General features: G+C 45.5%; 17 protein-coding genes. 6 read left to right on the plus strand and 11 right to left on the minus strand.

Features of this window, described 5'->3' with window-relative positions:
- Nucleotides 1-199 precede the first annotated feature (199 nt).
- Complete coding sequence (fusA, locus tag FKN88_RS07305) at nucleotides 200-2,287, plus strand: elongation factor G (protein WP_004395904.1); 2,088 nt, start codon at nucleotides 200-202, stop codon at nucleotides 2,285-2,287.
- A 217-nt stretch (nucleotides 2,288-2,504) separates the two neighbouring features.
- Here the strand turns inward: fusA and FKN88_RS07310 are convergent, their stop codons facing one another.
- From FKN88_RS07310 to FKN88_RS07335, 6 genes are all read right to left on the minus strand, one after another.
- Complete coding sequence (locus FKN88_RS07310; protein WP_187003676.1) at nucleotides 2,505-4,190, minus strand: AMP-binding protein; 1,686 nt, start codon at nucleotides 4,188-4,190, stop codon at nucleotides 2,505-2,507.
- A 143-nt stretch (nucleotides 4,191-4,333) separates the two neighbouring features.
- Entirely contained in the window at nucleotides 4,334-5,491 is a 1,158-nt protein-coding gene (locus FKN88_RS07315; protein ID WP_154169049.1) for an HD domain-containing phosphohydrolase, read from the minus strand.
- Nucleotides 5,492-5,588: 97 nt separating this feature from the next.
- A complete protein-coding gene (gene chrA, locus FKN88_RS07320; protein WP_154169047.1) occupies nucleotides 5,589-6,734 on the minus strand; it encodes a chromate efflux transporter in 1,146 nt (381 codons plus the stop codon).
- A gap of 32 nt (nucleotides 6,735-6,766) precedes the next feature.
- Nucleotides 6,767-7,318: a gamma-glutamylcyclotransferase family protein gene (locus tag FKN88_RS07325; RefSeq protein ID WP_154169045.1), complete on the minus strand. Its 552-nt coding sequence runs from the start codon at nucleotides 7,316-7,318 to the stop codon at nucleotides 6,767-6,769.
- Nucleotides 7,319-7,331: 13 nt separating this feature from the next.
- Nucleotides 7,332-8,267, minus strand: a complete 936-nt coding sequence (locus FKN88_RS07330; protein ID WP_154169043.1) for a zinc transporter ZntB — start codon at nucleotides 8,265-8,267, stop codon at nucleotides 7,332-7,334.
- Between the two features lie 86 nt (nucleotides 8,268-8,353).
- Complete coding sequence (locus FKN88_RS07335) at nucleotides 8,354-9,805, minus strand: RimK family protein (RefSeq protein ID WP_004395898.1); 1,452 nt, start codon at nucleotides 9,803-9,805, stop codon at nucleotides 8,354-8,356.
- Between the two features lie 82 nt (nucleotides 9,806-9,887).
- Between FKN88_RS07335 and FKN88_RS07340 the strand changes: the two genes are divergently transcribed.
- Nucleotides 9,888-10,988 (plus strand): GNAT family N-acetyltransferase/peptidase C39 family protein, encoded by a 1,101-nt coding sequence (locus tag FKN88_RS07340; RefSeq protein ID WP_154169041.1) that lies wholly within the window; start codon nucleotides 9,888-9,890, stop codon nucleotides 10,986-10,988.
- A gap of 103 nt (nucleotides 10,989-11,091) precedes the next feature.
- Here the strand turns inward: FKN88_RS07340 and dapD are convergent, their stop codons facing one another.
- The 3 genes from dapD to FKN88_RS07355 form a co-directional block, all read right to left on the minus strand.
- Nucleotides 11,092-12,123, minus strand: a complete 1,032-nt coding sequence (gene dapD, locus FKN88_RS07345) for a 2,3,4,5-tetrahydropyridine-2,6-dicarboxylate N-succinyltransferase (RefSeq protein ID WP_154169039.1) — start codon at nucleotides 12,121-12,123, stop codon at nucleotides 11,092-11,094.
- A 191-nt stretch (nucleotides 12,124-12,314) separates the two neighbouring features.
- Nucleotides 12,315-12,608 (minus strand): YebG family protein, encoded by a 294-nt coding sequence (locus FKN88_RS07350; protein WP_004395895.1) that lies wholly within the window; start codon nucleotides 12,606-12,608, stop codon nucleotides 12,315-12,317.
- A 90-nt stretch (nucleotides 12,609-12,698) separates the two neighbouring features.
- Nucleotides 12,699-13,589 (minus strand): LysR family transcriptional regulator, encoded by an 891-nt coding sequence (locus tag FKN88_RS07355; protein WP_040904663.1) that lies wholly within the window; start codon nucleotides 13,587-13,589, stop codon nucleotides 12,699-12,701.
- Nucleotides 13,590-13,696: 107 nt separating this feature from the next.
- On the opposite strand from FKN88_RS07355, the gene FKN88_RS07360 reads away from it, so the two are divergent.
- The 4 genes from FKN88_RS07360 to recD all read left to right on the plus strand — a co-directional run bounded on the left by FKN88_RS07360 (nucleotide 13,697) and on the right by recD (nucleotide 24,083).
- Complete coding sequence (locus tag FKN88_RS07360; RefSeq protein WP_154169037.1) at nucleotides 13,697-14,668, plus strand: TDT family transporter; 972 nt, start codon at nucleotides 13,697-13,699, stop codon at nucleotides 14,666-14,668.
- 101 nt (nucleotides 14,669-14,769) lie between these two features.
- Nucleotides 14,770-18,219 (plus strand): exodeoxyribonuclease V subunit gamma, encoded by a 3,450-nt coding sequence (gene recC / locus FKN88_RS07365; protein WP_306687382.1) that lies wholly within the window; start codon nucleotides 14,770-14,772, stop codon nucleotides 18,217-18,219.
- 99 nt (nucleotides 18,220-18,318) lie between these two features.
- Entirely contained in the window at nucleotides 18,319-21,933 is a 3,615-nt protein-coding gene (recB, locus tag FKN88_RS07370; protein ID WP_306687383.1) for an exodeoxyribonuclease V subunit beta, read from the plus strand.
- Nucleotides 21,930-24,083: an exodeoxyribonuclease V subunit alpha gene (recD, locus tag FKN88_RS07375; protein WP_187985507.1), complete on the plus strand. Its 2,154-nt coding sequence runs from the start codon at nucleotides 21,930-21,932 to the stop codon at nucleotides 24,081-24,083. Before recB ends, recD begins: the two co-directional genes overlap by 4 nt.
- A 75-nt stretch (nucleotides 24,084-24,158) precedes the next feature.
- Here recD and FKN88_RS07380 read toward each other — a convergent pair whose 3' ends face one another.
- Nucleotides 24,159-24,335, minus strand: coding sequence for a hypothetical protein (locus FKN88_RS07380; RefSeq protein WP_004395889.1), 177 nt, complete (start codon nucleotides 24,333-24,335; stop codon nucleotides 24,159-24,161).
- Nucleotides 24,336-24,586: 251 nt separating this feature from the next.
- Nucleotides 24,587-25,924 (minus strand): amino-acid N-acetyltransferase, encoded by a 1,338-nt coding sequence (gene argA / locus FKN88_RS07385; RefSeq protein WP_040904660.1) that lies wholly within the window; start codon nucleotides 25,922-25,924, stop codon nucleotides 24,587-24,589.
- Between the last annotated feature and the right edge of the window lie 28 nt (nucleotides 25,925-25,952).

Here is a 25,952-nt window from a genome sequence, read left to right on the forward strand (position 1 = left end):
GTTTTTCGAAAGATTAGGTGTGATGAAACGGAGAGTTTTGTCGATATTTGCTCGCGTCTTGTGTGGGCATCACCTATATTTCATCAGCAACAGGTAGTCCTTGACTATTTTTTTTCAGCAAGCGATCGCAGGGGTATCAGTCTTGACAGATTATGCTATACTCTGCGCGCACTTTATACCTTATTAACAGAGTAAGACAATGGCAGATTTATCAAAATACAGAAATATTGGTATTTTCGCGCACGTTGATGCGGGTAAAACCACTACCACGGAGCGTATCCTTAAGCTGACTGGTAAAATCCATAAAATGGGCGACAGCCACGATGGTACTACAACCATGGACTTCATGGATCAAGAAGCTGAACGTGGTATCACAATCCAGTCTGCTGCGACTACCTGTTTCTGGAAAGACCACCGTTTTAACATCATCGATACTCCTGGGCACGTTGACTTTACAGTTGAAGTATACCGTTCTCTAAAAGTTCTTGACGGCGGTATCGGTGTATTCTGTGGTTCAGGCGGTGTTGAACCTCAATCAGAAACCAACTGGCGTTACGCGAACGATTCAGAAGTATCTCGTCTGATTTTCGTCAACAAGCTTGACCGCATGGGCGCAGACTTCTTCCGCGTTGTTGGCCAAATCAAAAATGTACTTGGCGCTACACCACTAGTCATGACACTACCAATCGGTCGTGAAGATGAGTTCACAGGTGTTGTTGACGTACTGAGCCAAAAAGCGTACATCTGGGATGACTCAGGTCTTCCAGAGAACTACGAAGTAACGGATATCCCAGCTGATTTAGTTGACCAAGCGGAAGAATACCGTGAAATGTTGATTGAAGCGGCTGTTGAACAAGACGACGAGCTAATGATGGCTTACATGGAAGGTGAAGAGCCTTCTCTAGAAGACATCAAACGTTGTATCCGTAAAGGTACTCGTGAACTTGCTTTCTTCCCAACTTACTGTGGTTCTGCATACAAAAACAAAGGTATGCAACTTATCCTTGATGCGGTTGTAGATTACCTACCAAACCCAACAGAAGTTCATGAACAAGAGCTAACTGATCCAGATACTGGTGAAGCCACTGGCGAAGTCGCTAAAGTTTCTGTTGATGAACCATTCCGTGCTCTTGCGTTTAAGATCATGGATGACCGTTTTGGTGCATTAACCTTCGTTCGTGTTTACTCAGGTAAACTGAAGAAAGGCGATACCATTTTGAACAGTGCGACAGGTAAAACTGAACGTATTGGCCGCATGGTAGAAATGCACGCTGATGACCGTAATGAAATCGACTCTGCGCAAGCGGGTGACATCATTGCTATCGTTGGTATGAAGAACGTGAAAACTGGTCATACCCTGTGTGATCCTAAACACGAATGTACTCTTGAGCCAATGATCTTCCCAATCCCAGTTATCTCTATCGCGGTTGCGCCTAAAGATAAAGGTGGTTCTGAGAAGTTAGGTGTTGCACTTGGTAAAATGGTTTCTGAAGATCCATCATTCCAAGTTGAGTCAGACGAAGAGACTGGCGAAACTATCCTGAAAGGGATGGGTGAACTTCACCTAGATATCAAAGTAGATATCCTTAAGCGTACGCACGGTATCGATCTTATTGTTGGTGCTCCTCAAGTTGCTTACCGTGAAACAATCACGAAAGCTGTTGAAGATAGCTACACGCATAAGAAACAGTCTGGTGGTTCTGGTCAGTTTGGTAAGATCGATTACCGTATCAAACCAGGCGAGCCAAACTCAGGCTTCAAATTCACTTCAACTGTTGTTGGTGGTAACGTTCCTAAGGAATTCTGGCCAGCGATTGAGAAAGGTTTTGCAGGTATGATGCAAGAAGGTGTTCTTGCTGGTTTCCCAACCTTAGACGTCGAAGTTGAACTGTTTGATGGTGGCTTCCACGCCGTTGACTCATCTGCAATTGCATTTGAAATCGCAGCGAAAGGTGCATTCCGTCAATCAATGCCTAAAGCTGGCCCACAACTTCTTGAGCCAATCATGAAAGTTGACGTGTTCACTCCAGACGATCACGTTGGTGACGTTATCGGTGACTTGAACCGTCGTCGTGGTATGATCAAAGACCAAGAAGCTGGTGTGACTGGTGTTCGTGTTAAAGCGGATATCCCACTATCTGAAATGTTTGGTTATATCGGTTCTCTACGTACAATGACATCTGGTCGTGGTCAGTTCTCTATGGAGTTCTCACACTATGCACCATGTCCAGCTAACGTAGCAGAAACCGTTATTGCTGAAGCTAAAGCGAAAAAAGAGAAGAAATAATTCTTCACTTTAAGCGCTAAAAACGCCCCGAACAGTGAATGCTGTTCGGGGCGTTTTGTTTATGGTTTTTATATTATAAAGGGTAAGAAATAAGTGAAGAACTAAAATACCCCCAACCATAACTAATGGTGCTGGGGGCAAAGTCTTCAGAGATAAGATGAGGGATTGGAATCTCTTATTCTCGTTTTTCACTGGCCTAAAAGGGAGAATATCGTGATTATTCTTCCCAAACGACGAGTTTGTCTTTAGGCCAATTCTGGCCTACGTCATGATATTTTTGCTCTAAGACATGACGCTTTATCTTTAGTGTTGGCGTAAGAATACCATTATCGATGCTCCACGGATCTTTGATCATCAATACGCCTTTTATCTGCTCATGAGATTCGAGTTTAGTATTCATTTTTTCGATAACGCGTTTCGTCGTGCGTTCATAACGCTCTCGATCAAAATCAGAGAAATTATGCGGTACAACCAAAAGTATCGGCGCTGGCAGCCCTAAGCCAATTAAACACAGCATTTCTACTCGGCTGTATTCATACAATTTTTTCTCAATGGGGACGGGAGAAACAAACTTACCCTTGGCTGTTTTAAACGTATCTTTGATTCGTCCTTGGATCGTAAGATAACCATCAGAGTCAATTGAACCTAAATCTCCAGTGTGTAACCAACCTTGAGCATCAAAAGCGTCTTTGGAAGCAATGTCATTTTTGTAGTACCCAGAAAATACCCCTTTACTATGAACGAGTATCTCACCGTCATCGGTAATTTTTAAGCGAACTCCTGGTCCAGCATGGCCAACCGTTCCTATTTTATCGGCCCGGAAGGGGTAATTGATCGTACTGTAGGCAAATGATTCGGTCATTCCCCATGCTTCAGTAATATTTAAGCCAAGGCTGTGGTACCACTCTAACAAGGCAGGAGAGACTGGGGCTGAGCCACAACCAAGGACTCGTGCTTGATCTAACCCTAAACCATCCGCTAATTTGCGTTTAATTAAGCTATTTATAAAAGGGATTTTGAGCAGAATATTCAGCTTTTTCTGCGGAAGCTTGTCTTGAATACGCTGTTGGAACAAAGTCCATAGCCTTGGTACTGAGATAAACAACGTTGGGCGATGCATTTTCACATCTTCAATAAACGTATCAAGTGACTCAGGAAAAGCGGTTAAAACACCACCTTGAATTGACGTGCCAAGAATGTAAACACGTTCGGTGATGTGTGCGAGAGGCAAATAAGAAAACAGGCGATCATCTTTTTGAATACCGATTTGAGCAATCAATTGTTGTACTGCCCAAGCAAAAGCACCGTAGGTTAGCATGGCACCTTTTGGTACGCCTGAGGTTCCTGAGGTATAAACAATCGACATCAGTTTATCATCATAATGTTCAGGCCGTTCTTCACTTGGGGGATACTGAGCAATTAAGTCTAGATATTGATGGTGGCACGCTGGTGCTGAAGCGTAAGGTAGAGCGATACTGATCAGCTCTGGCATTTTAGCTAAAACTTGGGCGGTGGCTTTACTGTCGTCTAATTTACCGACAATGATTATTTTACTTTCACTATGACTCGCACAATATTCAATGGTGTCAGCGCCGGCAGTAGGGAAAATGGGCACACTGACATAGTCACCGAGCATGATTGCTAAATCACATATAAACCACTCGGCGCAGTTTTTTGATATAAGCGCCACTTTATCACCAGGTTCAGCCCCTAAGGCGCGTAGTGCTGAAACGAGACGTAGTGCTTGATCAGCGACTTGAGCGAAGGTGTATTCAACAAACTGCCGATTAATAATTTGTTTCAAGTAAACGTCGTTGGGGCGAGTTTGCGCCCAAGTTAAGATCATTTCATTAGGGGGGGGGAGAGCGCACTTAGTTTGACTTAGATTTGTTAACGGATTCATTCTCTAACTCCATGTATGAGGCAATGGCTATTCTATTTATGTTAAAATTTTGTAAATAGTAGCATGGCTATAGGAGTGATGAAGGTTAATTAACTCACATTTGTTAATGACAACAGAGTGATACCTCACAAAAATTACTCAAATTAAGAAGCTGGGGGTTCTCTATCTTTCGGATCGAGTTCTGGATAAGTCTCGCTAACCCGCTTTAAATAATCTTGATGATAACGCAGCGCGTTAACGCAGTGTTTATCTAGCTTACCGGATACGACCATTTTTTCTAGTTCCAACAAGGCAAATGGAACAGACCAAGCTTGTTTGTAGGGGCGATGGCTCGTTAGTGCATCGAAAATATTTGCGACAGCAATAATACGAGCGGAGATAGGAATGGCTTCTTGGGTTAAGCCATAAGGATAACCACTGCCATCAAGAAATTCATGGTGGTAGGCAACAATCTCTTTGAGTACGGCGATACTTGGATGTTCTGGTGAGCCAATGTCATCAATAATATCGTTGATGATCTCAATGCCTTTTTCGATGTGTTGATTGAGCTGCTGCCTTTCATCTTGACCGAGTGAGCAAGGTTTATTCAGTAATTCTGCCGGAATGGCCAGTTTGCCAATATCATGGCATTTAGAAAACTGGCTAATATTCTCTATTACTTCATCATCCAATTGGTAGACCGATGCTACTTCTAGAGCTATGACACGCGCATAACGACTAATTCGTTCTTTATGTTCTTTTGAATCTAACCAGTGTTCAGGTGATTTAGCGTTAATGGCTTTGGTTGCATTGAGCAGCGATTGAACCAAATCGTATTCTGAACTGACGACAAAACGTACAATATCGATAAACGATTTGAGTTGTGCGTATTTTTCTGGACTAAAGGTATTTTTTTGTTTTGAATTTAAAAAAATAAAACCAATGAACGTTTGATCATGGTAAACCGGTAAGGTCATTGAGGATTGAAAACCTTGTTCAAATAACCATTGGCTATGTGGAGTGGTATGATTAACTTCGACTGAAATATCATTGAGATAGCGAACTTCAGCAGATTGTGCACACGCTTTTAAACTTGGCAGATTATCGAGCGAGAGTGAGTAATGGAGTAGCTCACTCCCTTGATTATCACTATGAGCATAAGTTTTTAACTCGTTGCTCTCTTCATCGAATAGAGCGAAGGAGATACGAGCGATATTTGGCTCTACCGTTAGCATCCGTTGATGGATATCGGTTAACTGTTGGTTGAGTGTGCCCACTTTAGCAAAGAAGCTGGGTTTTTCTCCTTCATGGTGCGTGTTCATGCGCCCTCCTTGCGGTGGTGTCATCATCGTCTCTAGTAAGTCTAGGCGATCCCTTAGAATTCACCTTGTTTGATGTGCAAAAAATCACTTCTTTTTGTTACAAAACGCCACGAATAAGTGCCGTTAACAAATAGAACATGACTAAACCAAGAATGGGCCACTTCATAATTTTAAGTAACCATAAACCGATCAGTAGTAAAGCAACGTCCCAAGCGTTGAATACTGCACTGATAAACACTGGTTGATAAAGAGCAGCGAGTAATAATCCGACTACAGATGCGTTGACTCCGGTGAGAGCACCTGAAACGGAGGGAATATTAGCAAGATTTTGCCAGTGTTTGAGCACGCCTAAAAGCAGTAAAAATCCCGGTAAAAAGACGCCGATGGTAGCGATGATGGCACCGGTGATCGGCGATGCGGGTAGCAAGTAGTAACCCAGATACGTTGCTAGTGTAAACATTGGCCCCGGTACCGCTTGAGCGGCGGCATAACCAGTAAGGAAAGTATCGCTGCTTATTTGATCGGCTAACAAATTTTGCAACAGAGGCATGACGACATGGCCGCCACCAAATACTAAGCTACCAGCATGAAAAAATTGTTCGAATAACATTAAACTCGCACTGGAGCTGACTAGCCATGGTAGGCCAAATAAAATCGCTACAAATAAAACTAAAGGCCACCACGTTGGACGAAATGGGGTCAACGTGGTTGTAGGATGAGGATTTTTTAGCCACTTAATGCCGATGATGGCAGCAAGGATTATGACCAAGATTTGCGCTAAGATACCGGGAAAACACAACAAAATGACCGCACTAAACAGACCTAAGCTGGCGGTAGTTTTTGTTCGGCAAAAGTTTTGATACATCCCCCATGTTGCCTCGGCAACGACCACGACAGCGAGCAGTTTTAATCCATGGATCAGTAGTGCATATTGTGATGTATCAAGCCAATAGCGGCTGAAAGTGGCGAGTAATACCATTAGTATGATCGAAGGGAGAGTAAAGCCAATAAAGGCTAAACCAGCGCCCAGTAATCCGCCTCTCTGATAGCCGATCGCGAAGCCAACTTGACTTGAACCTGGGCCGGGTAAAAACTGACTTAAAGCGACGATCTGTCCATATTGTTGATCGCTCATCCACTTCAATTTTTCAACAAACGTGTGTCGAAAGTAGCCAATATGCGCCGCTGGGCCGCCAAAACTTATCCAACCGAGCGTAAAAAAGCGTATGAATATTTCCCACATTTTGTTCATCGTCCCAAGCGCGAATTGAATATTTAACGAACCTGAGCAATCAGTTGATCGATGTGTTCAAGGTCAGTGGCGTTGACACCGGCTAAGTTGCCATATTTAGGCATGGACCGATCATTTTCCCATGGTGCTTGCCAGCCTAAGGTATGTTCGACAAAATGGCGAGCAAACGCCTCAGAAACTTCCAAACACCCGGCGAGCACGGTATCAACGTAAGTTTGGACAATCGGACTGCGTGGACAAGGGGGCTGATATTGTTCGGTGACATAGACCCAAATCGCTTGATCGGTTTTAAGAGGATGCTGACAGTCTATGTGTTGATGAGAAAGTGCGATACGTTGATATCCACGTTCTCGGCGATCAAATTCAGCCAATCCAGCCTCATCGATTTCGAGCAGTACGCCATTCACTTGGCCTTGTCCCGGGTTAACCACTAAAGGTGAAATCAGATAGCTATCATCCACTTTTCCCCAATAACGCACTAAACCATGAACAATCGCTGGAATCGCTTGTCCGGTTTGGCCTGTCAGTTGACGCGAAGCTGAGTTCATTAAGCTTCCGTAACCGAAAATATACATAGTGAGTCCCCATTTAATTGGTTAAAAAACGCAAACGGCGCAATATCCAAAATTCCATCACAAAAATAGCAAGCAGACCAGCACAAAAGACCCCAAAAGCGATAGGAGAGTCGGTGCCTGGTATACCCCCGACATTGACCCCAAGTAAGCCAGTCAGGAATGTCGCAGGTAGAAAAATTGCCGTAATGACTGAAAATAAGTAAGTGTTTTGATTCATTTTTTCAGCGTGATACTGACGCAATTCCCCTTTAATAATATCCAACTCACTCAGGAAAAAATCTAAGGTTTCATTAATCCGAGTAATGGTATTTACGCTATGTCGTAAGTTTAATTGCTTATGATTTGCCATCAATAGATTGGAGTTTTGATAATCCTCAAGCGCGTATTGCTGAGGTTTAATAAAGCGTTTGATTTTTAACAGTGCTTTATGGGTTTGGATTAAGGGATCGCTTAATTCGGTCTCACTTTCGAATCTAGTGATTTTCTCTTCGACGCTATCAAGATAGTCATCAATGTTTTTGCTTAAGCCATCAATAATAGTGACCAACACATCAGCAAGACTTTTCGGTCCATTGCCTTGTTGTAGAGCATTGCTAATTAAGTTGATGGTTTTTGAAGAAATTTTACGGCTGCTGATTAAAGCACCATGATAATAAAGAATACGCACACTGAGCATATCAGAAGGGTCGGCATTATCATTCAGGTTAACCCCTCGTAGAATCAGCAGAAAATGCTGTTCGTCGTACTGTTCAAATAGAGGTCGAGTATCTTCGGCGAGTAAACTATCGACGATAGAGAGAGGAATAGCATTATCGATTAGCCATTCACGCAACCCAGCTTTATCTCGTTGGCAGTGGTACCAGTGGTCCGCTTCAATTTTTTGGGGATGCAGAGAGAGTTGTATCGTAGGAGTTGTGGCAAAAGACCAATGATCGAGAAGAAAATCCATTGAGAATCCTTGTCCTTGATAAAATAAACCCAAGTGATGAGTTATCTACATCACTTGGGGAAAAGTGTTCATCGAATCAGAATAAACTAAAAACCACGCATCTGAATACGGCGTAAGAACTCTGTCATGATACGATCGTAGAGCAGATCGCCGAGAATCGCATCTTCAACTTGATGATCAATGCTCGGGTTATCATTGACTTCAATCACATAAACCTGTCCATCGATCTCTTTAAGATCGACGCCATACAGACCACTACCGATCAAGTTTGCCGCTTTTACCGCCACATCCACCACCGATTTAGGCACCTGCTTTAAATCGAAGGTTTCAAACCCACCCGATGAGACTCGGCCACTGCTGTGGTGCTGATAAATTTGCCAGTGTCCACGACTCATCATGTATTTACAGGCATAAATCGCTTGGCGGTTCATGACGCCAATTCGCCAATCAAAATCAGTCGGCATAAAAGCTTGAGCTAGGATCAGCGCACTTTTGCTAAATAGCGCATTGGCTTCTTTTTCAAGCTCTTGTTCATTACGAACCTTGACTACCCCACGAGAAAAAGCGCCATCGGGGATTTTCAGCACCATAGGGAAATCCAGTTGTCCCATCAAGTAGCTTTTCCAATCGTTATCAAATCCTTGTACGATAACACTCTTAGGCGCAGGAACTTTATTACGTTGCAGTAACTCGGTCAAAAATACCTTATTGGTACATTTCATGATCGATTCTGAATCATCCATCACGATCAGGCCCATTTTCTCCGCTGTTTTCGCAAAGCGATAGGTGTAGTTGCTAATATTAGTGGTGGCGCGAATGAATAGGCCATCAAACTCGCCCAAACGCGACAAATCATCAGGGGAGATCAATTCTAAGTTCATACCTAAGCGATTGGCGGCGCGGCGAAAACGCTTCAATGCAGAAGGATCGGAAGGCGGCATTTTCTCCTCTTCATCGACCAACATCGCGATATCGTAGCGATACTTCTTCTCTTGTTTCGGTCTGCGCCAGATTTTACTTGAGAACAGCTCTAATGACTCAATGAAGAAATCTTGTTCACTGTCTTGCAGATCTTGAAAAGGGAATGGTGCAATACTGTGAATTTGCCATTGTCCCTGAATTTTGGTCATTTTCAGTTCAATTACTGGCACCATAAACTGTTCGAACAGGCGCTGAGCCAGTTTTTCTAGACCAGCTTCTGGTGTGCGTCCAAAGTAGATTTTACAGTGGATAGAGTCGATATTTTTGCACAGCTTGTTAAGTTTTAAGAGTCCAGAGGACAGTAAAAACGGCTGGTTAATATCGTTAATTGCCATCACGCGTGGGATCACTCGATGTCCACGGGCTTCAGCTAACAGAGAGCAGTAATATCCCGTACTCATGTAATCATAATCGCGACAAAGGTTCACCACCTGTACGCTGCGCTGTGAAGCTTTCCAGTCAGCATCTAAATATTGATCAACGCTGACGACTTGTTCTGAAGGGAAATACTGTTGCCAGTCACTGGCCTGATCGGTCACGATTAAAAGGTTTGCCATCGCTATATTCTTCCTAAATCAATAGGTCTATTATTGAGTCACAATCTTGCCAACCACTCTTTTCATCCTGTAAGGACGTCGTATGGACTTTCGTCTTGCGAAAAGTACTGATCTCGCTGCGCTTAATGCGTTAGAACAACAGCTGTTTGATGGAGATAAAATTTCTCCTCGTCAAATGAAGCGTTTTTTACATTCTAGCCATTCGGTGATTTTTGTCGCCGATTCCGGTACGGAGTTAGCTGGATATGCATTGCTACTATTTCATCAAGGTACACAGCTCTCAAGGTTGTATTCGATTGCCGTAAAACCTGATTTCAGAGGACGGAGGATTGCTCAAACGTTAGTTGAACAATGCGAGCGTGCTGCTCTTGATCAAGGTTTCACTACATTACGGCTAGAAGTTCGTGAAGACAATATAACAGCAATAAAATTATATGAAAAAATGGGTTATCGCACTTTGAAGTGTTTGATCCACTATTACGACGATTTATGTGATGGTCGTCGGATGCAAAAACGTTTGACTCCTCATGGACCTAAAATTTTGCTACCGATGCCCCTTTATGTACAAACCACACCCTTCACCTGTGGTGCCGCTTGCTTATTGATGAGTTTCTCTTGTTTACGACCCTCTTTTGAACTGAGTCGCACCCAAGAGCTTCAGTTATGGCGAGAAGCGACGACGATTTTCATGGCGGCGGGGCACGGTGGCTGTAGTGGCCAAGGCCTAGCGTTAGCAGCAGCGAAACGAGGTTTTCATGTCGAGTTATGGAGCCAATCACAAAGTACCCCTTTCATTGATAGTGTCCGAGACCTCAATAAAAAACAGGTGATTGAGTTAGTGCATCTGGATTTTTGTGAGCAACTGGCTCATCAAGATGTGGCGATGATTGATGCTCCACCCACTCAGGATCAACTTGAAGCGTGGGTGACGCAAGGGGCTTGCGTACTATTGTTGATTAGCACCTATCGATTTGATGGTAAAAAAGAACCTCACTGGATCATTTTAAGTGGCATGAGTGAAAAGTTTTTCTTTTTCCACGATCCTCATGCGGAATCTGAACAGCATGCGATGGCTTCGGCGTATGTTCCGGTTGGTAAAAAAGCCCTGTCTCAGATCATCGGTTTTGGTAAGCAAAAGCAAACCGCTTGTGTGGTGATTAGCCCAGCCAATGTTGCCCGTTAATTCGGTTCATAAGCGAACAATAGTACAATAACAAAGGCTAGCTGACGCTAGCCTTTGTTTTGATAATCGAACGGGTTAAGCCGTTGAACTCATTGGATGAGACTTAGTTATTGCTATGCAACTCACTGTTTAGCTCAACCGCTGATTTATTGGCTAAACACTCGATTTGACCAGTGATCGAATTACGGCGGAATAACAGGTCAGAGACACCTGCTAGCTCGCGTGCTTTGATGATCTCAACTTCTTGACCTTGGTTATCGAGCATGCGGACTTTGGTGCCAGCAGTGACATACAACCCTGACTCTACCGTGCAGCGATCGCCAAGTGGGAAACCAAGACCGGCGTTGGCGCCAAGTAGTGAGTTCTCCCCAATCGAAACCACCACTTTGCCGCCGCCAGATAAGGTGCCCATGATTGACGCACCACCACCAATATCAGAGCCATTGCCGACAACAACCCCAGCGGAAATTCGTCCTTCCACCATGCTGATGCCTGTGGTACCCGCATTAAAGTTGATAAAACCTTCATGCATGACAGTCGTCCCTTCGCCAACATGTGCGCCAAGGCGAACGCGAGCAGTATCAGCAATACGTACACCCGTTGGGACAATGTAATCAACCATTTTCGGAAACTTATCGACACAATCGACGCTCAATTGACGTCCGGCAAGGCGAGCTTCGATTTGACGCTCGGCAAGCTCTGGTAAATCAATCGGGCCTTCATTGGTCCAAGCAATGTTATGCAATAGACCAAAAATACCATCCAGTACTGTGCCGTGTGGTTGCACGAGACGATGAGAGATAAGCTGTAGTTTTAAAAAGCCTTCAGCGATTGAGCTTGGTTGTTGATCGGTAGCGAGCACCACCAAAATCAGTGGTTGAGTAGACAGCGCGGCTTTGCTGGCAAAAGCGGCATTGTCCGCTTGACCATGAGTCGCAAAGGCATGAGCCAGTTGACTGCATTGCTCTGGTAAGATCTCAACTACTTGATTCCCCGATTGATAATTGCAAATATCAGCCAATACTTTGATTAAATCATCACTGGGATTTAGAACTGGATGAGGGAAAAATGCCTCAATGATTTTTCCGTCACGATTGAGTGTGGCCGTACCAAAGCCTAGGGCAAAATTCGCCATTATGAGTTCTCCATTTTGGTGGTGTCAATTTCGTGGTCAATGACCGTAAGATGATTGTTATCTTAAAGAGAGTTTTATTCAGAGGAAAGGTGCAATACGTTATCCGTCCATCGAACGATATCGTCTGTCTTTTTAGCGATAGATATCCTTTCTAGGATAAAAAACCGCTGCTAGGCAGCGGTCAGAGTCAGTTAAGCAGCATCGTCGACAGAGTCATCACTCTCGACCGCTTTCGGTTTTTTCGGTGGCGTAGGCTTGCGCTTGGCACCGAGCGCGACCAGCACGTCTTCTTTGTTCTGTGCCAAGAACAGCGCTAACTCTTCTTGTTTACTTTCATCTTCAATCAGAGCGCTTTTACCTAATAATTCGAACAGCTCATCTGCCATATCGAGCATTTTGTCATAAGCATCAGCTTCGGCTTTCGAGGTAAAAGTCATTTTCTCTTCTCCGTTGCGCTCCACCACGTACTTAACGATGACGGCCATGGTTCATCCTCTATGTTGTGCTAAATAATTACTGGCTTTTTATACAGTTTTTATTCAATAAAGTCTAGATGAAGCCACCAAACTGAGAGGCTAGGCATTGGATTGATGACAAAAGGCGATAAAGCTTTTCAACAGCGGACTTTGGTACTTTTCTTTATGCACCAACACCCAAAAACGCCGTTGCATATCGAGAGGGACAGTCAGTTGCTTGATTCGCCCATCTTGTAACGCGCAGTGGGCCGCCAGCTGTGACAAACAACCGAGGCCTAATCCAGCTGAGACACTGTTAATCAATGCTTCGGTGGTATTGAGCTCAAAACTCTCTTGCCATTGCTCAATGCGCGGCGCAACGACGCGCATAAAAAATTCTCGAGACCCCGAACCGGCCTCTCTTAGCACCCACTGGCTCTGTTCAAAATCGCTGAGCGTTAACGTTGATTTTTTGGCGAGCGGATGATCAGGGGCGCAGATAATACACATTTCATCTTGACCAAATTGACGCGAAATCAATTGAGGATGCAAGGTTTTGCCCTCGATTAAAGCAACGTCTAACTCATAATCGACCAGTTTTTGACAAATCAGTGCTGAATTAGAAATAAATAGGCTTTGTGCATGATGATCGTATTGTGAGCGAAAGGCGCTAATTAAATAAGGCGCTAACTGGTTACCAATCGTATCACTGGCTCCAATTCGTAATTGCCCAGCGAGGGTATTTTGCTGATCAAACAGATGATGCAGATCTTTGGCGCGTCCCAGCAATTCATCGGCCAAAGGCAATAGTTTTTGTCCTTCTTGATTAAGGATTAACCGGTTGTTGACTCGATCAAACAGCGCATGTCCTAAGTGTTTCTCCAATTCCGCTAAAGCTGAACTCACCGCTGCTTTAGAGAGAAACAGAGCGTCTGCGGCTTCGGTTAGCGTTTTGTGTTGGGTGATGGTCATAAACACATTGAGTTGTTTGAGCGAAATCGGGCTGGCCATAGGTTGTTTAGTTTTATCGAACGCGGGTTATAAATAATCAGATATATTCAAACATTAAGCAAGGGTATCATGCGCGTATTGCGATAATAAGCCGTGTTGAGGTGAGTATGATTCAAGCAGCAAAAACAAAAGTGATGGGAGCGCCCACTCCCATGGCAGGATTGGCATTAGGTATTGCCAGTTTAGGTTGGAGCTGGGAAAACCTTGCCAATTTACAAGGCTACGGTCAGTGGCTTGGCGCTGCGCTAGCCAGTGTGTTATTGATTGTTTTAGCGTTTAAGTTTCTCTTGCATAATCATTTACTCCGCCAAGATTTGGCGCACCCAGTGGTGGGCAGCGTCGTGCCGACTTTTGCCATGGCGTGTATGGTGGTGTCTCATTCGGTAGGCCAATTTTCACCATTTTTCGGTGATGGACTGTGGTTACTGGCGGTGTTGCTGCATGTCATTTTCTTGGTGAGCTTTGTTTATCATCGTGCTAAAGCGTTTGAACTGCATCATATGGTGCCGAGTTGGTTCGTGCCACCCGTGGGGATCATTGTGGCTGACGTGTCATTTTCTGGTAACCCGCTATTGGCTCCGATTGCTCATGCAACCTTAATCTTTGGTATGTTGGCTTACGCGGTGATGCTACCGATGATGATTTATCGTTTTATGTTTACCCATCAAGTGCCAGATGCGGCTAAACCCACCTTAGCGATCTTGGCAGCGCCAGCGAGTCTCTCTTTGGCGGGTTATTTAACGGTTACCGCTGAGCCTTCCCCGGTGATCATTGCTTTACTGTTTGGTATTGCGGTGTTGATGACGGCGATTATTTACCTCGCGTTCACTCAATTACTGCGTTTACCTTTTAGCCCAGGTTATGCCGCGTTTACCTTTCCAATGGTGATTGGTGCCACGGCGCTGTTTAAAACCGCCCATTGGATGGAAAGCGTCAATCTCGATCCTCACTATGTACAGCAGATACATGCGCTTGCCAGCTTTGAACTGATTGTGGCGACCGTGGTGGTTGGATACGTAGCGCTGCGTTATCTGATGTTCTATTTTCCAGCTCGTTCATTGGCTGGTCAGGCGGGATAATCGTCATGCATTAGGGTTAACAGACCCGAGGAAAATTATCTAGTTAACGGCACTTATGCTACTCTCAACCCTTATTAAGGGCAGAGTAGTGTGAGTGCATTGTGTTTACCGTTTATCATTCGAATAACGTTGAAATCCTCAAAACGCTGTTAGTGCAGTTGATCAAAAACGACCCGTTAGCGCACCCGTTTGACAAAGAAAAAATCTTGGTACAAAGCTCGGGCATGTCGCAATGGCTAAAGATGGCGTTAGCCAAAGAGCTGGGAGTGGCTGCGAATCTTGAGTTTCCATTACCGGCCAGTTTTATTTGGGAGATGTTTACCCAAGTCTTGCCTGAGGTACCACAGCGCAGTGCATTTAATAAAGAAGCAATGACGTGGAAGTTAATGCGTCTGCTGCCAAACCTACTCACTCATCCACAATTCACTGCCCTGCAACGCTATCTTGAGCAAGACGACGATCACTCTAAGCTATACCAATTGGCAGAGAAAATTGCCGATATTTTTGATGGTTATTTGGTGTATCGCCCAGATTGGATCGCTCAGTGGGAAGCGGGGGAGGTCGTTAAAGAACTCGATGACGAGCATCCTTGGCAGCCAATATTGTGGCAAGCCTTATATCAAGACACTGTCTATCAAGGTCAGTCCCATTATCATCGTGGCAATCTGTATCAAAGCTTTATTGAGCAATTGGCAGAGGGGGCATTAGATACCCGTCTGCTACCCAAGCGGTTATTTATTTTTGGTATCGCCTCTCTTCCTCCCCGTTATCTTGATGCACTAAAGGCATTAGGTGAGCAGATAGATGTCCACCTAATGTTTACCAACCCTTGTCAGCACTATTGGGGGGATATTCGCGATCGAAAAACCCTCGCTAAGCTGGACAGTCGACAGCGTAAAACTTTAGCGTTACAAGCCAATGCAATCCACGTTGAAAGTCAGCGATCGCCACTGAAAGGAGGCATTGAAGCGAATCTTGTTGATGAGCAGCATAACGAAGCTTCGGTCGGCAATGGTTTATTAGCCTCGATGGGCAAATTGGGCCGTGATAATCTCTATTTGCTGTCGCTATTGGATTGCGAAGAGCTGGAGCTGTTTATGGCCCCTGCTCGGGATAGTTTACTGCATCATCTGCAAGCGGATATTTTGCATTTAGAAGAACATCAAGATGATCAGCAACTTGATAATAGCCTGCACAAACAGGTCATCGAGGTTGATGATTTTTCTCTCTCGCTTCATGTCTGCCATAGTCCAATGCGAGAAGTGGAAGTCTTGCACGATCAACTGCTGGCCATGTTTGATGCTGATCCAGATTTAAAACCGCGTGACATTATTGTTATGGTGGCGGATATCAATGCCTATAGTCCAGCGATTAGCGCCGTATTTGGCAATGCGCCTGGTGAGCGTTATATCCCTTATGCCATTTCAGATCGCACAGCCGATCAAGAAAGTCCTATCTTAAGTGCATTTATGCATTTGGTTAGTTTGCCAGAATCACGTTGCTTAGCCTCAGAGTTACTGGAGTTACTCGAAACGCCAGCGATGATGGCTAAGTTTGCGCTTAATGAGCAAGAGTTCGCGCAAGCAAAATTATGGGTAGAAGCGTCTGGGATTCGCTGGGGGCTAAATGCTCGCACGGCAGATCAATTTGAACTGCCGCCAACCGAACAAAATACTTGGCAATTTGGCGTTGAGCGGATGTTACTCGGTTATGCCATGCCGCCCTCTGCGGGCTTATTTGAGCAAGGCGAACTGGCTTTAGCGCCTTACAATGAAGTGCAAGGATTGAATGCGGAGCTGGCGGGCAAATTGGCGCATTTTATTCAGCGAGTGAGTGATTACCGTGAGCGGCTCGCCAACACTCAGAGTATTGAACAGTGGCGAGCGCTGTTAGGGGCTCTACTGGACGACTTTTTTGTGGTTGATCTGCAAGGTGAGCTGGCGCTGAAATCGATTCGCGATACCTTAGCGCAATTAAAACAACAACTGGCGGATGCTAAATACGATCAAGCACTGGCACCGAGTATCATCATCCAGTATCTACGCAACAAATTATTAGGTACACGAGTCAGCCAGCGCTTTTTGGCAGGACAAGTGAACTTTTGTACCTTAATGCCGATGCGATCGATCCCCTTTAAAACGGTGTGTTTATTGGGCATGAACGATGGCGTGTATCCGCGAACCATGCCGAAAGATGGTTTTGATTTAATCAATGGACGTCCCCGAGCGGGGGATCGCTCGCGGAGAGATGATGATCGCTACCTATTTTTAGAGGCGTTGCTCTCGGCACAAAAAACGTTGTACATCAGTTACGTTGGTCGTTCGATTCAAGACAATACTGAACGTGTCCCTTCAGTTTTAGTCGCAGAGTTAATGGAGTATTGCCAACAAAATTACTGCTTGCAGGGCGATCAATCGTTGAGCAGTGATCGGTCGGCGGAACGATTGGTTGATGCGTTAACCACAACTCATGCCATGGTCCCGTTCAGTCCAGACGCATTTTTGACCCAACCCGGCAGTTACGCTAAAGAGTGGCTACCTGCGGCTAATCGTCAGGGACAATCCCGTGGTGAATTTAATCGTGCGCTCAGTGATTACTTAATTGAGGCAACATATCCTCTGAATTTAGAGCTTGTAGAGCTACAACGTTTTTGGCGTTTGCCAGTGCAATACTTTTTTAATCGCCGACTGAAAGTCACCTTTGAAGCACCGCAGCCAGTGATGGAAGATGCAGAGCCTTTTACTTTGGATGGGCTAGAGAGTTATCAATTACGCGATCAACTCCTTGATGTTTTTCTTGAGCAGCCGAATTCTGATCATGCGATTGAACGTGTATTGGTTGAGCAGCGGGCGCAGGGTAAATTACCGATCGGTGCCTTTGGCGAGTTAGAATTTGAGACCAATCGTGCTCAAGCTCAAGCGCTAGCGGAGAAAATCGGTTTCTTATGTCACTCACCACTTGATGATCAAGAGATCAATCTGCGTTTTGATTTATTCGGTGAGGGCAAATCGGTTCAACTGACTGGCTGGCTGACTAAGAATTATCAAGCTGGATTAATGCGTTATCGCAGTGGTGCGATTCGTGCTCAGCATTATCTCGCGGCGTGGATCGATCATCTTGCTCTTGCCGCAATGGGAATCAATAAACCGACTCATGTGATTGGTTACGATCGCAAACAAGGCGTGCAGCATTGGGTTTATCCCCCCATCGCGGATGCCGATCACGCCAAGGCATTACTGACGGAGTTAGTGCGTTTATTTTATCAAGGCATGACCGAACCGTTGGCGTATTTTCCTAATACCGCATTAGCCAGTATTGAAGCGGGGTTTAGCCGTGGAAAGTGGGTCGATGATCGCGAAAAATCATTGAAAAAAATGGCGGAGACTTTTCATGATGGCTATATGACTCGTGGTGAAGGCAGTAATGTTTATATTGCGCGTATTTGGCCACAATGGCATGAAGAGTTAGCTGAGCAAGTCCGGTTATTGGCCAGTTTAGTCATTCAAGGACCCAGACTTGCGGCTCAGCAAGCGGCAGATGTTGAGCATTAATCGGATGATGCAAAGCCAGCTTACGTTTAGATCGTTATTGGGGTTTCGTCTTACATCGGTGTGCTGGTACACACCTGTGCATTCAAAGGTTAACGAGTTATGAGTATCTCTTCACCAGCGGTGGTGACACCGTTAGATCCGCTTACTTTTCCATTGCATGGCGCGCGATTGATTGAAGCATCGGCGGGAACTGGAAAAACCTTTACCATTGCGGCTTTATATTTACGTTTGCTGCTGGGCCATGGCAATGCAGACACTCGTCATCCAACGCCGCTGACGGTTGATCAAATTTTGGTGGTGACGTTTACCGAAGCGGCAACCGCTGAATTGCGCGATCGCATTCGTCAGCGGATCCATCAGGCGCGAATCGCTTTTTTACGTGGTGCTAGTGATGATCCCGTCATTCAAGGTTTGTTGGCCGATTATGCCGATCGACCTGGGGTCGCAAAAGTATTACTGCAAGCCGAACGACAAATGGATGAAGCCGCCGTTTATACGATTCATGGTTTTTGTCAGCGGATGCTGACGCAAAATGCCTTTGAATCAGGAAGCCGATTTAGTAACGAATTTGTCACCGATGAAAGCCAGTTGAAAGCGCAAGTCGTGGCCGATTATTGGCGTCGTCAGTTTTATCCATTACCATTGAACCTGGTGGCCGAAGTCCGTCGTTTGTGGCCTTCGCCACAAGCCTTATTGGATAAAATTGGTGGTTATTTAACGGGGGCTCCGCTAACGCTATCGGTTGAAGCCATGAAGGGTGATTTAACGGCACTTTATCACGATGGCTTATCACGGATTGCTGATTTGAAACAGCAATGGTTGGCGTCATGTCGCGATCTCCCTTCATCGATTCAAGACTCTGATTTACATGCCGCGACTAAAAAAGCGCTATTAACACGGCTAGAGTTGTTGAATGTGTGGGCAAATCAGCCTCACCATCAGTTCGATTTACCCAGTGAATTATCAGACTTTGCTCAAAGTGCGCTGGAGGCTAAAGCTAAAAAAGGCAATCCCCCCCAACATGCTCTGTTTACGATTATTGAGCAGTTTTTACAAACGCCGATCAGTTTAGCTGCGCCATTATTGGCCCACGCGATCCTCCATTGTCGAGATCGGCTCGCTGAAGCCAAAGCGCAAAAACAGTGGTTATCGTTTGATGATCTGTTAACTCAGTTATCGGCGGCGATTGATCACGATCAGCTTGGTTTACTGACTGAGCGGATTCGCACACTTTATCCAGTGGCGATGATTGATGAGTTTCAAGATACCGATCCGCTGCAATACAGCATTTTCAGCCGAATTTATCTCCCCAAAGCAGAGTGTGGTTTATTGATGATTGGCGACCCGAAACAGGCAATTTATGGTTTTCGGGGGGCGGATATTTTCACGTACATCAAAGCTCGTCAGCAGGTCAGTGCGCATTACACGTTAGGCACTAACTGGCGCTCTAGTGCGCAGATGGTGAGCGCGGTTAACCAGTTATTTAGCTCATCTGCTAGCCCTTTTATGTATGATCAAGACATTCCGTTTTTGCCTGTTGCCGCTAGCCCGAATGCGGATAAGCGACAATGGTTACTTAACGGGCAGAGTCAACCGGCATTAACTTACTGGCTGCAAGAGGCCGATAAGCCACTTCCAAAAAATGAATATCTATCCTGTATGGCTAAAGCGTGTGCGAGTCACATTCAAACCATTTTGAGTGCGGCGCAGCACCATCAAGCGTATTTTGAAACGGGCAAAGGCCAAAAAATAGTTCAAGCTGGCGATATTGCTGTGTTAGTGCGTACGGGTAACGAAGGGCGGATGATCAAACAAGCGCTCGCCGAACAAGGGATTGCCAGTGTTTATCTTTCAAATCGTGATAGCGTTTTTAGCAGTGATGTCGCGCAGGATCTCCAACGCCTATTGCAAGCGGTATTAACCCCAGACGATGATCGTACTTTACGCGCCTGTTTAGCATCGCCCTTATTTGCTTTCGATGCTGCCAGCCTAGATGCACTCAACAATGACGAAGTGGTTTGGGAAAACGCAGTCAATGAGTTTAAAGCCTATCGACAACTGTGGATTGAACGTGGTGTATTGCCGATGCTGCGCAGTGTGATGAGTAAGCGTCATCTCGCCGAACGTTGGTTGGAAGAGCAGAATGGCGATCGTTTACTGACGGATTTCATGCACATCGGTGAGCTACTTCAGCAGGCACGACAAGAGATAGAGAGTGATCACGGCCTGTTGCGTTGGTTGGCTCAGTCGATCAGTGATGCCGAGCAAGGGATCGGCGGTCGAGATGAACAGATTCAACGTTTAGAGTCGGAACAAAACTTAGTACAAATCGTCACCATTCATAAATCGAAGGGATTGGAGTATGACTTAGTCTTTTTGCCATTTGTGGCTGGCTATCGAGAGGCCAGCGAAGGTAAGTATTATGATTCAGTCAACGATCAAACCGTGCTCGATATTACTGACAGCTCGGCAGCGCTTGAGCAAGCGGATAAAGAACGGCTGGCTGAAGACCTGCGCTTGATCTACGTAGCCTTGACTCGCGCGGTGTATGGTTGTTTTATTGGCTTGGCACCGCTGCGTAATGGCCGCTCGACTAAAGAGCCGACAGGCGTTCACTTAAGTGCGATTGGTTATTTACTGCAAAATGGTCAAGAGGCGGGTATTGCCGAACTCCATTCGGCGCTTAACGCGCAAGTAAGCGATGCTATTGTGGTCACCGCTCCTCCGCCACCACAGAGCGAACCTTTCACGGCGTTGATGGCCGAGAAACCGATCTTGAAAGCTCAGACTTTGCATAGGCATATCGATCGCCATTGGCGTTTGACCAGTTACTCGGCGTTGGTAAAACATTCGAGCAAGCTGGCTTATGATGAGGCGAGCTTGGAAATATCCGGTTTTGATATCGATTCGGGCGATGAACAGCATCAAGCTCTATTACTGGAACCAGAACGCTCTATTTTTACTTTTCCCCGCGGCGCGACACCGGGAACCTTTTTACACAGTTTGTTTGAAGAGGTTGAGTTTACCGAATCGGCCAGCAGCGATGAGAATCAGCAACGAATCATTGAATTGATGGAACGAGAGCACATTGAGCTTGAGTGGTTACCGGTTTTACAACAGTTAGTTGATACCGTATTAGCTACGCCGCTCGATGGAAAAGCATTACGCTTGAATCAAAAAACCGCCCAACAACGATTGGTGGAAATGGAGTTTTTATTACCGGTCGAAGTGCTGAGCGCTCCCGCTTTAAATCGAATAATTCAACGCTATGATCCCTTGTCCGCTAAGGCTGGGGAACTGGGGTTTTATCCTGTACAAGGCATGCTCAAAGGTTTTATTGATTTGGTATTTGAACATCAAGGTAAATATTATTTGTTGGATTGGAAATCCAATCATCTCGGAGATGAGATCGGTGCTTATCATGGTGAGCGTTTAAGAGCGGCGATGGTCGAGCATCGTTATGATCTGCAATATCAGCTTTATGCATTAGCGCTGCATCGATTTTTGCGTAGTCGTCTCGCCGATTATGATTATCAGCGTCATTTTGGCGGTGTGTATTATCTGTTTTTACGCGGTATTGATGGTCAGTCTGAACACGGTATTTTCTTTAATAAACCAAGTAGTGAACTGCTGGATGAGATGGACAGATTGATGGATGGAGAAGCCACTCATGTCCGAGCGACGAACGCTGGACAAATGGAGTTGGATTTATGACTGGTTCACTAATGACACTACTGGAACCCTTAGCCGAAAAGGGGGCGCTACGCCAACTGGATTATCAATTTGCGCGATTTATTGCTCAAAAAAGCAGGTCTCAATTAGGCGATGAAGATAGCCAAGCGCTCGGTTTTATTGCCGCGCTGGTCAGCGCAGAGTTAGCTAAAGGGCATATTTGCTTGCCACTGTTTCGTGAACAGGCAACCGCTACTGAATCATTACTCTTAACTCCGGCTGATTTCAGTGCCAAGTTAGGTTTATTTGGTGATGCGGCGCTGGTGGTTAATCAGCAGTTGCAAGCCATCGATTGGCTTGGGGTTTTGCAGCGTTCGAGTTTGGTTGGTCAGCAAGGGGAAGCGGTCCCGTTAATGTTTGATGGTCAGCGTCTTTATCTGCATCGTTATTGGTACTATGAAGTGACCTTAGCGCAGCGTTTACTCAGCTTTGGGTCACCAATGAGCTTAAAGCCTACTGATGTCCAAAAGCTGAAAGCATTGCTCGATGGCTTATTTGCTCGTCAATACCATCGGTTGCTTGAGGCTTTGCTGGCACAGTCCGCCACGGCGACCCCATTAACTCGCCAACAGCTGGTGTGTGACTTTCTGGATGTGGTGAGTCCGCAAGAATTGGATTGGAGTGCGATTGATTCTGTAGTCAGCGCAGCTCGTCACGTGAAAGATCTGATCCACTTAGATACGCTGATCCCGCAACAGGCTTGTATTAATTGGCAGAAAGTGGCGGCCGCGGTGGCGCTTACGCGTCGTTTTGCGGTGATATCCGGAGGGCCGGGGACGGGAAAAACCACCACGGTAACCAAATTACTCGCCGCGTTAATCGCTCAAGCTCAGCAAAACGGTAGCATGCCTAGTATTAAGCTTGTTGCGCCGACTGGCAAAGCTGCAGCACGTTTAACAGAGTCGATTGGTAAAGCCGTGGCTGAGTTAGCGGTTGAGCCGGCGCTAAAAGCCGCGATCCCTAGTGAATCAAGTACGTTACATCGATTACTCGGTCCGCTCCCTCACAGCGTGGAATTTCGTCACCATCAGCGCAACCCGCTGCATCTTGATATTTTAGTGGTGGATGAAGCTTCGATGGTGGACTTACCCATGATGGTGAAACTGATCGAAGCGCTGCCTAAACACGCCCGTTTAATTTTATTAGGCGATAAAGATCAATTAGCGTCTGTGGAAGCAGGGGCGGTGTTGGGGGATATCTGTTCGTTTTTGGCCTTAGGATACAGTCGTTCGCAAAGTGAACAACTGTCGGCATTAACCGGCTATCAAGGGTTCACCGGACATTCGCAAGCGAACGTCAACCCTATCGCTGACAGCTTATGCATGTTGCAAAAAAGCTATCGCTTTGATGTACGCTCTGGTATTGGTCAGTTGGCTAAAGCGATCAATCGTGGCCAATCGAGCGCGGTCGATGAGGTATTAAAACGGAATTATGGCGACATTACTCATCATCCACTCACCAGCGACCAGTATAATCAGATGTTGCAAACAGTGGTTGAAGAGTATGGTCACTATTTACGTCGTCTTGAGCGCGTTATGATTGATCCCTCTAGCGCTGCGTCAGAAACGCAGGCCCAACAAGCGAAAGCGGCGCTGGATTGTTTCAATCAGTGTCGTGTTTTGTGCGCAGTCCGTGAAGGGGATTTTGGGGTGAATGGCTTAAATCAACGCATCGAGCGAGCACTCGCGGCGCGTCGCTTGATTGATCTGCAAGATGAGCTTTGGTATCACGGCCGACCCGTGATGGTCACTCGTAATGATCACAGCTTAGGTTTATACAATGGCGATATTGGTTTATGCATATTAGACAGGAGTGAAGACGAACCCCGTTTGAAGGTCTATTTTGAATTACCGGATGGCAGTGTAAAGGCGATTTTACCGAGCCGCGTCCCTGAACATGAAACCGCCTATGCCATGACCATACATAAATCCCAGGGCAGTGAATTTGACCTAACGTTACTGATTTTACCGCCTGATTTTAGTCCGATATTAACTCGCGAGTTGATCTACACTGGAGTAACTCGTGCGAAAAAACGATTAATTCTCTTGAGTGATTTACCGATCATGAAACGCGCGGTTCAGTTAAAAACGGAGCGTGCCAGTGGTTTAGTGGCTAAATTAACCGTCTCTTAATCCGTTATCGCGAAAGGTCAATAGACCCTAGGCTTACCGTCCACAATCTGCATCATAAAGGGTAAGCCGAACGCGCTAAAAGGCATGAGTAAAGGTAATGTTTTTGATTTTATAGCGGCTTTGAGAGCTCAGGATAAAAGCACGAAGTTGGTCGCTGGTTGGAAATACGCAGTGTACCGCGTGACCTTCAAGGAACTGGTTATCGGCCATATCCCAAAAGCTTTGTAATGAGTTACAAATAACAGTTTTCATCAATTGTTGCTCTTAAGTACGTGTGGTCGTAAAAGCAATCCTTGCATACCGATGGTTAGGTCGTACCCTCAAGCATTGGTTTCCTGAAGCATTGAGGGTATGGACGAGATCTGTATATTAATTGTACAGATCTCATCAGGAGGCGGATTCTACCCATAATCTACACAGAAATAAAGCGTTCATTTACTGTGCAATGAATATGCAGTTCGTTGCTATTTTTTGGGGCGCGCCGTACCTTGGCTATTCTTGGACTATAAACGCAAGACTAAAATCTTTGAGCGACGTTGGTAGTTATATAAACTTTGTTTAGCCACTGGGAGGGATTCGACCCCGACCTCAATAAAGCCTTGTTCTCTAAACCAATGTAAGCTGTGGGTAGTTAATACAAATAAACGTTGAATACCCATTTGTTTTGCTTGATGTTTCATATGGTTGAGTAACAGTAACCCTCGATTGCCATCACGGTATTCAGGGTGAATAGCCACACAAGCCATTTCTGCCATTTTTTCATCAGGATAGGGGTAAAGAGCGGCGCAGCCGATCAGTAAGCGATCTTTTTCAATAATGGTAAATTTATGAACTTCTTGTTCGAGTTGTTCGCGAGAGCGGCGCACGAGAATGCCTTGCTCTTCCAATGGACGAATCAAATCAAAAATACCACCAATATCATCAATGCTCGCCTGACGGACTTGTTCGGCACTCGCCATCACTACTTGAGTTCCAATGCCATCAAAAGAGAACAATTCTTGAATCAGTGCGCCATCGTCTTTGTAGCTGATCAAATGGCTGCGTGGTACGCCAGCTCGACAAGCGGCAATCGCCGCGCGCAGAAAACGTAAGGTCCCTGTTGGGTCCTCACTTTTTGCAACAGGACATGACTCTAAACGCTCGACAATGTGTTCGACTTCATTGGGTAACAGCTCGGCAATCGCATTGCCCTGCTCATCAATAATGCCTTGTTCAGAGCAAAAACCGATTAACTTATCGGCTTTAAGGCGAATCGCGACTTGAGTCGCGACCTCTTCGGATAACAGATTAAAACATTCGCCAGTGACTGAGCTGGCGATAGGCCCCAGTAACACAATCGATCCATGCTCAAGGGTACGATTAATACTGTCAATATCGATGCGACGAATACGACCGCTGTGGCAATAGTCAACACCATCGTCTATACCTAATGGTTGAGAGATAACAAAATTACCACTTACGACGTTAAGTTGGGTGCCAGCCATTGGCGTATTGTTGAGACTCATGGATAATTGAGCAGTAATCGCTAGTTGTAATTGTCCAGCGGCTTGCATAACCAACCTTAACGCTTCTTCGTCAGTCACGCGAATACCTTTATGGTAGGGGGTGGTTCGTTGGTGAGTCTGCAAAATTTGATTGATTTGTGGACGAGCACCGTGAACCAATACTATTTTAACGCCAAGGCTATGCAGTAAGGCTAAATCGCTAATAATATTAGCGAAGTTTTTATCTGCTATTGCCTCGCCGCCAATCATGACCACCATGGTTTTACCGCGATGAGCGTTAACATAAGGCGCGGATTGTCTAAATCCTTTGACTAAGGCTGTGCTACGAATTTTCACTTTATCATACCGAAGTGTTTAAATATGT

This window comes from Vibrio sp. 2017_1457_13 (genome assembly GCF_030851525.1).
In the GTDB taxonomy this organism is placed as follows: domain Bacteria; phylum Pseudomonadota; class Gammaproteobacteria; order Enterobacterales; family Vibrionaceae; genus Vibrio; species Vibrio metschnikovii.